Here is an 11,822-nt window from a genome sequence, read left to right as displayed (position 1 = left end):
AACATGGTGTCCAGTATGGCACGGGCGACCGGCACGCGAGAGGGGTGTCGGCGCGCCCCGGTAGAATCGGGCTCGACCCTCGTACAATTCGCCGGAAGGCTGCCCGTGGCATCAGCGACCCCAGTCGTTCCCGACACCGAAACCGAGACCGCGGCCGACACGGTTCTGGTCGTCGACTTCGGGGCGCAGTACGCCCAGCTCATCGCCCGCCGCGTCCGTGAGGCCCGGGTCTACAGCGAGATCGTGCCGAGCACCATGCCGGTTGATGAGATCCTCGCCAAGGGGCCGAAGGCGATCATCCTCTCCGGCGGTCCCTCTTCCGTGTACGCGGACGGCGCCCCCGCTCTCGACCGTGCGATCTTCGAGGCCGGCGTCCCCGTCTTCGGCATGTGCTACGGCTTCCAGCTGATGGCCACCGCCCTCGGCGGCACGGTGGACAACACCGGTGCCCGCGAGTACGGCCGCACCCCGCTCAAGGTCTCCAAGCCCGGTTCGACGCTCTTCGAGGGCACCCCCGCCGAGCAGTCCGTCTGGATGTCGCACGGCGACGCCTGCTCCGCCGCCCCCGCCGGCTTCACCGTCACCGCCTCCACGGGGGTCGTCCCGGTCGCCGCCTTCGAGAACGACGAGCGCAAGCTCTACGGCGTCCAGTACCACCCCGAGGTTCTGCACACCGAGCACGGCCAGCAGGTCCTTGAGCACTTCCTCTACCGCGGCGCGGGCCTCAGGCCGCAGTGGACGACCACCAATGTCGTCGACGAGCAGGTCGCGGCCATCCGCGCCCAGGTCGGCAGCGCCCGCGCCATCTGCGGCCTCTCCGGCGGGGTGGACTCCGCGGTCGCCGCCGCCCTCGTCCAGAAGGCCATCGGCTCCCAGCTGACCTGCGTCTACGTCGACCACGGGCTGATGCGCAAGGGCGAGTCGGAGCAGGTCGAGAAGGACTTCGTGGCCGCCACCGGCGTCCAGCTGAAGGTTGTCGACGCCGAGGAGCGCTTCCTCGCGGCCCTGGCCGGGGTCTGCGACCCGGAGGAGAAGCGGAAGATCATCGGCCGGGAGTTCATCCGCGTCTTCGAGCAGGCGGCGTCCGAGATCGTCGCCGAGGCCGGCGCCCACGGTGAGTCCGTCGAGTTCCTGGTGCAGGGCACCCTCTATCCCGATGTCGTCGAATCCGGCGGCGGCACCGGCACCGCCAACATCAAGTCCCACCACAATGTCGGCGGCCTCCCCGAAGACCTGCAGTTCGCCCTTGTCGAGCCGCTGCGCAAGCTCTTCAAGGACGAGGTCCGCATGGTCGGCCAGGAGCTCGGCCTCCCCGAGGAGATCGTCCAGCGGCAGCCCTTCCCCGGCCCGGGGCTGGGCATCCGCATCGTCGGCGAGGTCACCAAGGCCCGCCTCGACCTGCTCCGCGACGCCGACGCCATCGCCCGCGAAGAGCTCACCGCCGCCGGTCTCGACCGCGACATCTGGCAGTGCCCCGTCGTCCTCCTGGCCGACGTGCGGTCGGTCGGCGTCCAGGGCGACGGCCGCACGTACGGCCACCCGATCGTCCTGCGTCCGGTCTCGTCCGAGGACGCGATGACGGCGGACTGGTCCCGGCTGCCGTACGAGGTGCTGGCGAAGATCTCGACCCGGATCACGAACGAGGTCGCGGACGTCAATCGCGTGGTGCTCGACGTGACGAGCAAGCCGCCGGGCACGATCGAGTGGGAGTAGTCGAATAGTCCTCCCGGACGCGTCAATGCGTCAACGACCGCGCCGCCGTCCATTCGTTTGGGCGGCGGCGCGGTCGTTTCCTGTGGGTACGCTGGCTCTACGGTCCAAAATCCCGTCCATGGGAGGAACCATGACTGCCGAGCCGCTGCCCGCCGCCGAGCCGCTGCCTGAAGGCCCTGCATGGCCGGTGCCGCCGCTCGATGGCTACACCGTGGATGACCTGTTCACCCTGCCCGGCCTCCCGCCGCACACTGAGCTGATCGACGGGAGTCTGGTTTTCGTGAGCCCACAGCGGGATTTTCACGCCTTGACGGTTGAAATCTTGCTCTTCGGTCTGCGCCGGACGGTGCCGGACCACTTGCGGGTAAGGCGGGAAATGAACGTCGTGCTGACCAGGCGCACTGCTCCGGAACCCGATGTCATGGTGGTGAAAGCCGAAGCCGTCGTCGGGCGTCGGCAGTCCAGGTACGAGGCCGAGGACGTGGTGCTCGCGGTCGAGGTCGTTTCCCCCGAGTCGGAGGAACGTGACCGCGACACAAAGCCTCGCAAGTACGCGGCCGCAGGCATTCGCCACTTCTGGCGGGTGGAGATGACCGGCGAGCAAGACCGGCCTGCGGTCTACGTTTACGAGCTGGACCCGGGGACCAAGACATACGTCGTCACCGGAATCCATCACGACCAGCTCAAGCTCAGCGTCCCGTTCACCATCGACATCGACCTCACCGAGATCGACCGCCTCTAGGACCCTGGCAATCCCGGGTACCGCGCGGTAGCTTCCGCCCCATGCCGCCCGACACCGCCGACACCGTCGACGACACCCAGCCCCAGCCGCAACCCATCCCCATCGACCAGTTGTACTTCGAGCTGCCACCCACCTTCGGCAGCGCCGCCGAAGAGCGCCGCCACCGCAAGGAGCGCCTTGCCGTCGCGCTCCGCCTCTTCGCACGCCTGGGGTACGAGGAGGGCGTCTCCGGGCACATCACCGTCCGGGACCCCGAATTCACGGATCACTTCTGGGCCAACCCCTTCGGCGTGCCCTTCGCGCATGTCAGCGTCGGGGATCTGGTCCTCGCCAATCAGGCCGGGCAGGTCGTGGAGGGCCGGTACCACGTCAACCAGGCCGCGTTCGCGATCCATGCCCGGATGCACGCCGCCCGGCCGGAGGTCGTCGCCGTAGTGCACGGCCACTGCACATACGGGAGGGCGCTGGCGGCACTCGGGGAGCCGCTGGAGCCGATCACCCAGGACGCGTGCGCTTTCTACGAGGATCACGCGCTCTTCGACGCGTACACGGGCATCGTCGTCGACGAACAGGAGGCGGGCCGGATCGCGGCAGCGCTCGGCCCGCACAAAGCGGTCATCCTGCGCAATCGCGGGCCGGTGACGGTCGGGGGCTCGGTGGACGCGGCGGCGTGGTGGTTCATCTCGATGGAGCGGGCCTGCCGGGCGCAGCTCCTGGCGAAGGCGGCCGGAAAGCCGGTGCGGATCGCGCACGAGGACGCGTTGCGGACGCGTGAGCAGCTTGGTAACGACCTTGTGGCGTGGATCAATTACCAGCCGCTGTATACACAGGTCATTCGTAGTGAACCAGATCTCTTCGATCTGCGTACCCCATAGTGAAGAATCGGTCCGACAGGAACCCCGGGCGCATACGGCAGCAAGACAGGATGTGATCGATGTGGTAACTGGCATGAGTGGAATGAGTGGTGTGAGCGGCTCCAGAGACACCACCCCGAGCCAGGGCCCATGGCGGGATGCAGCGCGGAAGTACGCCCTGCTGCCCCTCCGAATATTCCTCGGCGTCACTTTTATCTACGCCGGACTCGACAAGCTCACCAGCTCGACGTTCTTCACCGACTCCGCATCGGGGTCGCTGGTCAGCGTGCTCAACGGGGTGCACAGCAGCGCCGCCTTCCCCGGCATGATCGATCTCGCCCTGAAGAACCCGCACGCCTTCGGCTACGCCATGGCCTTCGGTGAGCTCGCGGCCGGCCTCGGCGCATTCTTCGGCCTGCTGACCCGGCTGGCGGCGCTCGGCGGCGCCCTGATCTCCCTGAGCCTGTGGCTGACGGTGAGCTGGTCGTCCACGCCGTACTACTACGGCAACGACCTGCCGTACCTGATGGCTTGGCTGCCACTGCTGCTCGCGGGGGCCCCGGTGCTCTCGCTGGACGCGTTGTTCGGCGTCGGCCGGCGGCGCGGCGGGGGGTTCCGCTGACCCCGGCCAACCGTGACCAAACCCAGCCCGTGCGACGTTTGAGGTCAACGGGCCCCAAACCCAGCCCTCCCGACGTTTGAGGACAAAGGGGCCCAAAATCAGCCCGTCCGGCGTTTGAGGACAACGGGGTCCGGGGGCGAAGCCCCTCACGCGGCGCCAGCCGCATATCGGACGAGTCGGGAAGGGGCGGGGAGGGGAAAACGCCGCAGGCGCAAGCGCCGCCCCCCGCCGGACAGCCCTAACCCCGCCGACGGCCGGACACCGCCGCGGCCACCCCCGCGATCGTCAGGCCGCCGGCGGCCAAGGGGAGGGACAGGCGCGGGGCGAGGTCCCACGCGCCCGAGGCGTCCAGCAAGAAGGCCGCCGCCAGAGCGAGCAACACCAGGCCCATCACCAGGGCCGCCGGCCGGAACCCATGCCGCTTCACCGGACCACCTTCAACTCTCCGAGGCCGACCTTGAGGTCGAGCTTGATCGTGCCGACGGTGGTCGCACGGTAGGCGGGCCCAAGCGTCGTCGTACGGTCCAGGCCGGGCTTTACGTCAATGTTCTGGCCGTAGTCGGAGGGCAGTTGGACATCGCCGAGCCCGACCCGCAAGCGGAGCCGCACGGTGACGTTGTTCGGGACGATCACCTTCACCAGACCGGTGCCGAGCTCGACGCGGGTCGAGATGGTCTGCCCGTGGCTGAGCTTCAGGGCGGTCAGGTCCAGATCGCCTTCGCCCGCGCCCAGCTTGTACGAGGACTGGAGCTCGGCGACGCTCGCCGGCCGCCAGGTAGCGTCCGACCACTGGGTGCCGACCGACTTCGGCACCGCCGCCGCCCCCACGAGCAGCGCCGTGACCAGCACGGCGGCGACGACGCTGCCGCCGCCCAGCCGGCCCCGGCGCGTGCTGATCGTAAAGCCCAGGCCGAACACGCCCAGCGCGGCACCGAAGCCGATCTCCAGGCTTGTCCCGAGAGGTCGCCCGCCCCACGACGCCGCTATGCCGATCGCTGCCGCGGCCAGGGCCACGAAGAAGGTGGCGATCGCCAACCACGGCGCCTGGCGGCGCGGTCGGCGCGGCTCCTTCTCGTAAGGACCGTCGTCCGGCGCCCACACATACGGTTCGCGAATCGTCTCGCGCCACCACGGTTCCGCGCTCGGCGACGGCGGTGGCTGCGCGGCGGGCGGCGCGGGCTCCTGGGCGCGGCGGCGCTGCTGCGACCAGTACACGGCCCCGGCCAGTGACGCCAACAGCACAAGGGAGAAGGTCTGATTGCCGGGGCTGCCCAGCATCGACAGGAACAGGCCGCAGCCCACTAGCGCGACCACCACCGCGGTGAGCGCCGGGCCCTCGACCCGGCCCCCCAACAGCCGTCGCACCTCGCTCTCCTCCTCCCCCTCCTGCACCATCAGCAGCCACGCCAACCCGTACGCGACCAGCCCCACCCCGCCCGTCAGTGCCAGCACCGCCAGTACCACCCGGAATACCACCGGGTCGATATCGAAATACCGCCCCACTCCCTCGCAAACCCCCCCGATCACCCTCGGCTTACGGATCCGCACCAGCCGCCGCCGGGCGGGCGCTTCAGGTTGCTCGGTGCTGGTGCCGCTCTCCGTCATGCCCCCATCGTCGCGGGCGCCGGGTCCGCCCCGCACCCGGCACAACCCTGGCTGATCCCTGATCCGCCCCTTGCGGGTCCAGGCCCGCCCGCGACGGGACTCAGGGGCACCCAGGGGCAAACCCTGATGCCCGCCGCGGGCCAAACGTGTGACGATCGGGACATGCCAGCCACCAACCCACCCCGCGCACCGGCGGAGCCGTACGCGCCGCAGCCGCGCAAGCTGTACCGGAGTTCGGAAGGCCGGATGGTCGGCGGCGTGGCGCGGGGGCTCGCGGGGCATCTGTCGCTGCCTGTGTCGTGGGTGCGGGTGGTGCTCGTCGTGCTGGCGACGATCCACGGTCTCGGCATCCTGCTGTACGCCATCTTCTGGTTCGTCGTACCGCTGGGCGTCGGCGGCGTCAGCGAGGCGCAGGAGCCGCGCAGCGCCAAGTCATGGCTGGCGGGCCGCCGTCCCGACCGGGGCCAGATCGTCGCGCTGCTCGCGTTCGCGTGCGGAATCGGCATCTTGCTGGACAGCATGGATCTCGGCGCCGCCAACGCCTATATATGGCCGCTGTTGTTGATCGGCTTCGGCGTGGCGCTGGTCTGGCGGCAGGCGGACAACGCCCGCCGGGCGCGCTGGGTGGAGATGAGCCGCCGCAAGCGGTTCCTGCCGGTGGCGCGCGGCGCTGCGGGGGTGATCCTGGTGGGGGCGGGGGCCACCGGGTTCCTGGTGGTGCAGGGCTCGGCGAGCCATCTCGGGACGATCCTGCGGGCGGCACTCGCCGTCCTGGTCGGTGTGGCGCTGATCGCGGGGCCGTATCTGGTCCGGATGACGCAGGACCTCTCCGCCGAGCGGCGCGAACGCATCCGGGCCCAGGAGCGCGCCGAGGTCGCCGCCCACGTACATGACTCCGTACTGCACACGCTCACCCTGATCCAGCGCAACGCCGAGGACCCCCGCGAGGTCACCCGCCTCGCGCGGGCGCAGGAACGCGAGCTCCGGGCGTGGCTGTACCGCCCGGAGGGCACTGGCAAGGACGACGAGCCGACGACACTGGCGGCGGCGATCCGCCGGACGGCGGCGGAGGTCGAGGACGCGCACGGAGTGCCGGTGGAGGTGGTGTGCGTCGGCGACTGCCCGCTCGACGACCGGCTCCAGGCCCAGTTGCAGGCCGCGCGCGAGGCGATGGTGAATGGCGCCAAGTACGGTGGGGACGGGGGAGTTCAGGTGTACGCGGAGGTCGAGGAGGCGAAGGTCTTTGTATCCGTACGGGACCGGGGCGCCGGCTTTGATCTGGACGCGGTACCGGCCGACCGCATGGGCGTCCGGGAGTCGATCATCGGCCGGATGCGACGCCACGGCGGCGAGGCACGGCTGAGGGCAGCGCCCGGCGGGGGCACGGAAGTGGAACTCGACATGGAAAGGTCGGCGACAACATGACGTCAGCGCCAGAGCCAGGGCCAGGGGCAGGGCCAGCGGCATCGGGGGAAGAACGGCGCGTGCGGGTCGTGCTCGTCGACGACCACCGTATGTTCCGTACGGGCGTACAGGCCGAGATCGGCGACACCGAACGCACCGGCGTCGATGTCGTCGGCGAGGCGGCCGACGTCGACCAGGCGGTCAGGGTCGTCACCGCGACACGCCCGGGCGTCGTACTCCTCGACGTACACCTGCCGGTTGGCGGCGGCGTGGAGGTCCTGCGCCGCTGCGCGCCGCTCATGGCGGACGCCCAGCAGCCGGTGCGCTTCCTGGCCCTGTCGGTCTCCGACGCCGCCGAGGACGTCATAGGCGTCATCCGGGGCGGCGCCCGGGGCTATGTCACCAAGACCATCACGGGCCCCGAACTGATCAACTCCATCTTCCGCGTCGCCGACGGCGACGCCGTCTTCTCGCCCCGCCTGGCCGGCTTCGTCCTGGACGCCTTCGCCTCCACCGACGCCCCGCCCGTCGACGAGGACCTGGACCGGCTGACCCAGCGGGAGCGTGAGGTGCTGCGGCTGATCGCGCGCGGATACGCGTACAAGGAAGTCGCCAAGCAGCTCTTCATCTCCGTCAAGACGGTCGAGAGCCATGTCTCGGCCGTGCTCAGGAAGTTGCAGCTCAGCAACCGCCACGAGCTCACGCGGTGGGCGACGGCCCGCCGGCTGGTCTGAGTTCCGCCGCCGCCGGGAGTTTGAGCTCGAACCACACCGTCTTGCCGATCCCGCACGCTCGCGGGTACGCGTCCCAGGCATCCGCGAGCGCCGCCACCAGCATCAGACCGCGACCTGACTCGTCGTCCGGCGACGCCTGCCGGGTCTGCGGCCAGTCGTCGTCGCTGGCGTCCGGGACCTCAAGGCGCAGCGTCCCGTCGCGTAGGACGCAGCGCGCGCTGATCTCACGCCCCGGCGAGACGTGCGCGTGCTGACAGGCGTTCGTCATCAGCTCGCTGAGCAGCAGCACCGCCGTCTCCGCCGCGTCCTCCGGGACCTCCCACGAACGTGCCTGCTCCCGTAGCAGCGTCCGCGACCGGCCGACGCTGCGGCGATGGCGGGGCAGCCGCAAGGACGAGGGCGGCAACTGCGTCGAGGTCGCCGCCTGCCCCGGCACCGTCCACATACGGGACTCCAAGGGCAAGGCCGGCCCGCAGCTGGCCGTCGCGCCCGCCGCCTGGGGGGCGTTCGTGGGCTACGCCGCAGGCGCGGGCCGCCCACTTTCGTAACCGCTGGGTGGCCCGGCTGGTCGGGTGCGGGGGTTGGTCTGGACTTAGAGGCCAGTCGTTGACCGATGACAACGCCGCCAGGCGCCGCCCATCGGCACGCGACGCCGCCCCACCTATTCGCGCGGCCTCTTACGCGGGCACGCGCTCGGCGGGGCCCCGCCCGGTTGCGTCGGGCGGGGCGGACGGGGGGTCGTCGGCGAGGGCTGGGAATGATCAGCTTGCGGTGACCATGAGGGCGGCCATCATGCCCTCGTCCTCGTGTTGTGCCAGGTGGCAGTGGAGCATGTACATGTATGTGTCGTCCGAGTAGTCGGTGAACTCCATCGCGATCACGACGGTCCCGCCGCCGATTACTTCGACGGTGTCCTTCCAGCCGAGGTCGACGCCGCTGGCAGCGGTTCCGCTGGTGGAGATGACCTGGAACGGCACGTCGTGCAGATGGAACGAGTGTTCCAACTGGGTGCTGTTGGCGATGGTCCAGATCTCCTTCGCGCCGACGGTGGTGGAGATCTCGGCGGCTTTCATGGCCGCCATGGTCGTACCGACGACACCGTTGATGCCCATGTTCAGCCCGGACTGGGTGAGCTTGATGGTGCGGGCAGTGAAGGCACTGGTGTCGTAGCGGGTGATGGTGTTGAGGGTGCTGGGCAGGTCAGCCGGGGTGCCGGACGAGCTGTCGCTGATGGTCAGGAACGAGTACGTGCCGCTGCCGCCCCGGACCCAGCCGGTGGTGATGACGGCGTCGAGGGTGGCGGCGTCGGCGGCGTCGATGACGATCTCCGCGCGGGAGCCCGCGACGAGGCGGATCGAGTCGACCTCCGTGGCCTTGGTGAGGTACGCCTGCTCGGTGGCGATCTGGGTGAGGGTGGAGCCGTCGTTGCGCTGGATGGTGATGATGTCCGAGAGGGAGGCGTTGAGGAACCGCAGCCGGAGGCGGGACTTGGTGGCGGCGAAGGTGAAGGTCGTGGAGTCCGCGTTGACGCCGTTGACCAGGAAGGGGAAGTTCAGGGTCGACGACTGGTAACCGGTGAGGTTGTACTTGATGTCGCCGGCGTTGTCCACGGCCAGGCACTGCAGGATGATCGGGATGTCATCGACGCCGTAGTCGCTGGGGAGGGCCGCGGAGGCGTCGGAGTCGTCGTCGACGATGAGCATCCCGGCGAGGCCTTTGGAGACCTGCTCGGCGGTGGTGCCCAGGGCGTGCGGGTGGTACCAGAGGGTGCAGGCCTCCTGGTTGACGGTGAAGGCGGGGCTCCAGGTCTCGCCGTTGGCGAAGGCGACCTGCGGGCCGCCGTCGACCTTGGCGGGGACGTGGGCGCCGTGCCAGTGGACGGTGGTGTCCGCACCGAGGTTGTTGGTGACGTTCATCTGGACGCTGTCACCGTTGGTGACCTTGATGGTCGGGCCCAGGAAGGACTGGTTGAAGCCGGCGGTGGTGCTCGAAACACCGCTGAGCACTTCCGAGGTGCCGGTCTGCATGTCCAGGGTGTAGACGTCAACGCCGTTCGTGGTGGTGGCGGTGAGCAGGTCGGGGATGGTGAGAGCGACGGAGGCGGCCGAAGCCTTGTTCTTGTCGTCGGTCAGCGCGATGAGGGAGACGGCGGTGGTGGTGGCGGCGAGGGCGGCGCCGGCGCCGACTAATCCGCCGAGGAAGCGCCGACGGTGCAGGCCCTTGCCGTTGCGCTTACGAGACACGCGTGTCGCAGATTCGTTCGAGTGATCCATGGGGCAGGAGCGTGGCCCTGTGATCTTTACAGCAGCTTTAAGTCTCTTAAGAGCCAGATAAATTGACGTTCAGTCAGCTGTGAGTCCTCTCAGACGGGGCGGGTTGCACCGGCGAATGGCATTTGGTCGATCGGGGCGATACGGACCGGGGCGCCCGAATGCGGGGCGTGGATCATCCGGCCGTTGCCGATGTAAATGCCGACATGGCTGATACCGGAATAGAAGAAAACCAGATCGCCCGGCCGCAATTGGGACTTGGTGATCCGGGCGCCGGCATTGATCTGGGTGTAGGTCGTACGGGGGAGGGCGACACCTGCGGCGTGCCAGGCGGCCTGGGTGAGGCCTGAACAGTCGTAACCGGAGGGGCCGGTGGCGCCCCAGACGTACGGCATGCCGAGGGCGCCGTAGGCGAAGGAGACGGCGCGTGCCGCGCGGGCGGAGGGGGCTCCGGGGGCGGCGGTGCCGTCGCTCGGGCCGCCGTCGGCGGCGCCCGGCGGGCGGTTGACGCCGGGGGTGGAAGGGCCGGTGTGAGCCGCCCCCGTACCGTCCTGGGCCGCGATGCGGGCTCGCTCGGCGGCGGAGAGCCCGCTGAGGACCTTGCGGGCCGCGTCGAGCTTGGCCTCGATGGTGCGTCTGTGCGCGGCGAGCCGGCGCTGGGAGTCCCGGAGGTCGGCGAGCGTACCGTCGGCCTCCTGCCGCAGCTGTTCGACCTGGCGCTGCTGGGCGGTGAGGGTGTGCAGGTCGGCCGCTTGGCGGCTGCTCATCCGGTCGACGAATCCGGCCCGCTCCAGATAGTCGTCGGGCCGGGAGTCCAGCGCGAGCTGCATGGCGGGATCGATGCCGCCGGACCGGTACTGGGCGGTGGCGAGGTAGCCGAGGCGGTTGCGGGTGGTGTTGAGGCGGGCGGTTCTGCGGGCCAGTTCGTCCTGGAGGCGCCCGACCCGGGCGTCGGCCGCGTCGGCCTTCTCCTTGGCGCCGTTGTAACCCTCGGTGGCGGTCTCGGCCTCTTGGTACAGCCGGTCGACCTTGGCCTGGGCCTGAGCGGCGGTGAGCTGCGGATCGGCGTGCCCGGGCTCGGTCAGCGTGGTCACAGAGGCCGCTCCGGCGATGGCCAGGGTGGCGGCGGTGCGGGAGCGCGAGCCCGTCAGGTTGCGCTGCTTGGGCTTACGGTGCGATGCCACGGACGCCGCCAGATCCTTCCAGTTCCCGTTTCCTTCCGCCGCCCCGATCCGGCGGTGGCCGCACGGGGAGCGGTCCACCGCCGGACCTTCGGCGGGGCGGCCGTGCCGACGCGGTATCGCCGGCAGTGGGGAATGGCCACCTGGGGGAGGACGCTAAACCTGGTCGTAAGGGGAGGGGGCGGCATAGAGCAGGACTGGTTCGATTCGTCCCGCAAGTGTCGGGGGTTGACCGCTGTTCGACGGGTGACCCGGCCGTTTGCCGAGCGGCCGTGACCGATGTGCCGGTTGAGCCCCACCTGGGTGAGAGGGGCTGGTAAGGGCCCAGCTAGGCTCCGAAGCCATGGGCGTACTCATTCACTTCATCCTTGGCCTGCACATCATCGGCATCGCCGCGCTGCTCGGCGGCTTCGTCACCCAGATCAAGGCGATGGGCCGCGGAGAGGCGCGCTTCATCCCGGCGATGCTGCACGGCGCGCTGACGATGCTCGTGACGGGGGCACTGCTGGTCGGCCTCAACCAGGCCGACAACCAACCGGTCAACAACATCAAGATCGGCATCAAGCTGGCCGTGCTGGTGGTGATCCTCGGCCTGGTCTACGTCAAGCGGGACGACGAGAAGCTGCCGGCGGCGGTCTTCGGTGCCGTGGGCGGGCTGACCGCCGCCAACATCTTCATCGCTGTGCTGTGGACGTGA

Annotated in this window: 13 protein-coding genes; 8 read left to right on the top strand and 5 right to left on the bottom strand. The window is 69.7% G+C overall.

From position 1 onward, the window contains the following. Nucleotides 1-105 precede the first annotated feature (105 nt). The 4 genes from guaA to FCI23_RS02490 all read left to right on the top strand — a co-directional run bounded on the left by guaA (nucleotide 106) and on the right by FCI23_RS02490 (nucleotide 3,931). Nucleotides 106-1,713, top strand: coding sequence for a glutamine-hydrolyzing GMP synthase (gene guaA / locus FCI23_RS02505; RefSeq protein WP_136721768.1), 1,608 nt, complete (start codon nucleotides 106-108; stop codon nucleotides 1,711-1,713). A 130-nt stretch (nucleotides 1,714-1,843) separates the two neighbouring features. Then, on the top strand, nucleotides 1,844-2,455 hold the full coding sequence (locus FCI23_RS02500) for a Uma2 family endonuclease (RefSeq protein ID WP_246143232.1): 612 nt from the start codon (nucleotides 1,844-1,846) through the stop codon (nucleotides 2,453-2,455). A 41-nt stretch (nucleotides 2,456-2,496) separates the two neighbouring features. Beyond that, complete coding sequence (locus FCI23_RS02495; protein WP_136721766.1) at nucleotides 2,497-3,330, top strand: class II aldolase/adducin family protein; 834 nt, start codon at nucleotides 2,497-2,499, stop codon at nucleotides 3,328-3,330. Nucleotides 3,331-3,412: 82 nt separating this feature from the next. Further along, a complete protein-coding gene (locus FCI23_RS02490) occupies nucleotides 3,413-3,931 on the top strand; it encodes a DoxX family protein (RefSeq protein WP_136722006.1) in 519 nt (172 codons plus the stop codon). A gap of 238 nt (nucleotides 3,932-4,169) precedes the next feature. On the opposite strand, the gene FCI23_RS02485 is transcribed toward FCI23_RS02490, so the two are convergent. Both FCI23_RS02485 and FCI23_RS02480 read right to left on the bottom strand, forming a co-directional pair. After that, nucleotides 4,170-4,358 (bottom strand): hypothetical protein, encoded by a 189-nt coding sequence (locus FCI23_RS02485; protein WP_136721765.1) that lies wholly within the window; start codon nucleotides 4,356-4,358, stop codon nucleotides 4,170-4,172. Next, the gene (locus FCI23_RS02480) at nucleotides 4,355-5,536 is read right to left on the bottom strand and encodes a PspC domain-containing protein (RefSeq protein WP_136721764.1); all 1,182 of its coding nucleotides are present in this window, start codon (nucleotides 5,534-5,536) and stop codon (nucleotides 4,355-4,357) included. The genes FCI23_RS02485 and FCI23_RS02480 overlap by 4 nt, the downstream gene beginning before the upstream one ends. Before the next feature lie 162 nt (nucleotides 5,537-5,698). On the opposite strand from FCI23_RS02480, the gene FCI23_RS02475 reads away from it, so the two are divergent. Together FCI23_RS02475 and FCI23_RS02470 are read left to right on the top strand one after the other, a co-directional pair. Then, on the top strand, nucleotides 5,699-6,961 hold the full coding sequence (locus tag FCI23_RS02475) for an ATP-binding protein (protein ID WP_246143229.1): 1,263 nt from the start codon (nucleotides 5,699-5,701) through the stop codon (nucleotides 6,959-6,961). Then, the gene (locus tag FCI23_RS02470) at nucleotides 6,958-7,674 is read left to right on the top strand and encodes a LuxR C-terminal-related transcriptional regulator (protein WP_136721762.1); all 717 of its coding nucleotides are present in this window, start codon (nucleotides 6,958-6,960) and stop codon (nucleotides 7,672-7,674) included. The genes FCI23_RS02475 and FCI23_RS02470 overlap by 4 nt, the downstream gene beginning before the upstream one ends. Here FCI23_RS02470 and FCI23_RS02465 read toward each other — a convergent pair. After that, on the bottom strand, nucleotides 7,640-8,119 hold the full coding sequence (locus FCI23_RS02465) for an ATP-binding protein (protein ID WP_136721761.1): 480 nt from the start codon (nucleotides 8,117-8,119) through the stop codon (nucleotides 7,640-7,642). The two genes, FCI23_RS02470 and FCI23_RS02465, sit on opposite strands and share 35 nt — an antisense overlap. Here FCI23_RS02465 and FCI23_RS02460 point away from each other — a divergent pair. Then, nucleotides 8,040-8,222, top strand: coding sequence for a DUF397 domain-containing protein (locus FCI23_RS02460; protein ID WP_136722005.1), 183 nt, complete (start codon nucleotides 8,040-8,042; stop codon nucleotides 8,220-8,222). The genes FCI23_RS02465 and FCI23_RS02460 overlap by 80 nt on opposite strands. A gap of 213 nt (nucleotides 8,223-8,435) precedes the next feature. On the opposite strand, the gene FCI23_RS02455 is transcribed toward FCI23_RS02460, so the two are convergent. Both FCI23_RS02455 and FCI23_RS02450 read right to left on the bottom strand, forming a co-directional pair. Continuing rightward, the gene (locus FCI23_RS02455) at nucleotides 8,436-9,917 is read right to left on the bottom strand and encodes a multicopper oxidase family protein (RefSeq protein ID WP_246143228.1); all 1,482 of its coding nucleotides are present in this window, start codon (nucleotides 9,915-9,917) and stop codon (nucleotides 8,436-8,438) included. A gap of 119 nt (nucleotides 9,918-10,036) precedes the next feature. Next, complete coding sequence (locus tag FCI23_RS02450; RefSeq protein ID WP_136721759.1) at nucleotides 10,037-11,128, bottom strand: C40 family peptidase; 1,092 nt, start codon at nucleotides 11,126-11,128, stop codon at nucleotides 10,037-10,039. 340 nt (nucleotides 11,129-11,468) lie between these two features. Between FCI23_RS02450 and FCI23_RS02445 the strand changes: the two genes are divergently transcribed. Further along, nucleotides 11,469-11,822 carry a hypothetical protein gene (locus tag FCI23_RS02445; RefSeq protein ID WP_136721758.1) on the top strand — a complete coding sequence of 118 codons (354 nt, stop codon included), beginning with the start codon at nucleotides 11,469-11,471 and terminating at the stop codon, nucleotides 11,820-11,822.

Origin of the sequence: Actinacidiphila oryziradicis (genome assembly GCF_005047355.1) — a bacterium.
Lineage (GTDB): Bacteria > Actinomycetota > Actinomycetes > Streptomycetales > Streptomycetaceae > Actinacidiphila > Actinacidiphila oryziradicis.
Note: the sequence above shows the minus strand (reverse complement) of the source record. Positions and strands in the feature narration are given on the sequence as shown.

Bases quoted from the DNA above. Each gene is read 5' to 3' on its own strand.
- FCI23_RS02475 (WP_246143229.1), top strand. From the start codon at position 5,699: ATGCCAGCCACCAACCCACCCCGCGCACCGGCGGAGCCGTACGCGCCG.
- FCI23_RS02465 (WP_136721761.1), bottom strand. From the start codon at position 8,119: ATGTGGACGGTGCCGGGGCAGGCGGCGACCTCGACGCAGTTGCCGCCC.
- FCI23_RS02500 (WP_246143232.1), top strand. From the start codon at position 1,844: ATGACTGCCGAGCCGCTGCCCGCCGCCGAGCCGCTGCCTGAAGGCCCT.
- FCI23_RS02480 (WP_136721764.1), bottom strand. From the start codon at position 5,536: ATGACGGAGAGCGGCACCAGCACCGAGCAACCTGAAGCGCCCGCCCGG.
- FCI23_RS02495 (WP_136721766.1), top strand. From the start codon at position 2,497: ATGCCGCCCGACACCGCCGACACCGTCGACGACACCCAGCCCCAGCCG.
- FCI23_RS02490 (WP_136722006.1), top strand. From the start codon at position 3,413: ATGAGTGGTGTGAGCGGCTCCAGAGACACCACCCCGAGCCAGGGCCCA.
- FCI23_RS02470 (WP_136721762.1), top strand. From the start codon at position 6,958: ATGACGTCAGCGCCAGAGCCAGGGCCAGGGGCAGGGCCAGCGGCATCG.
- FCI23_RS02445 (WP_136721758.1), top strand. From the start codon at position 11,469: ATGGGCGTACTCATTCACTTCATCCTTGGCCTGCACATCATCGGCATC.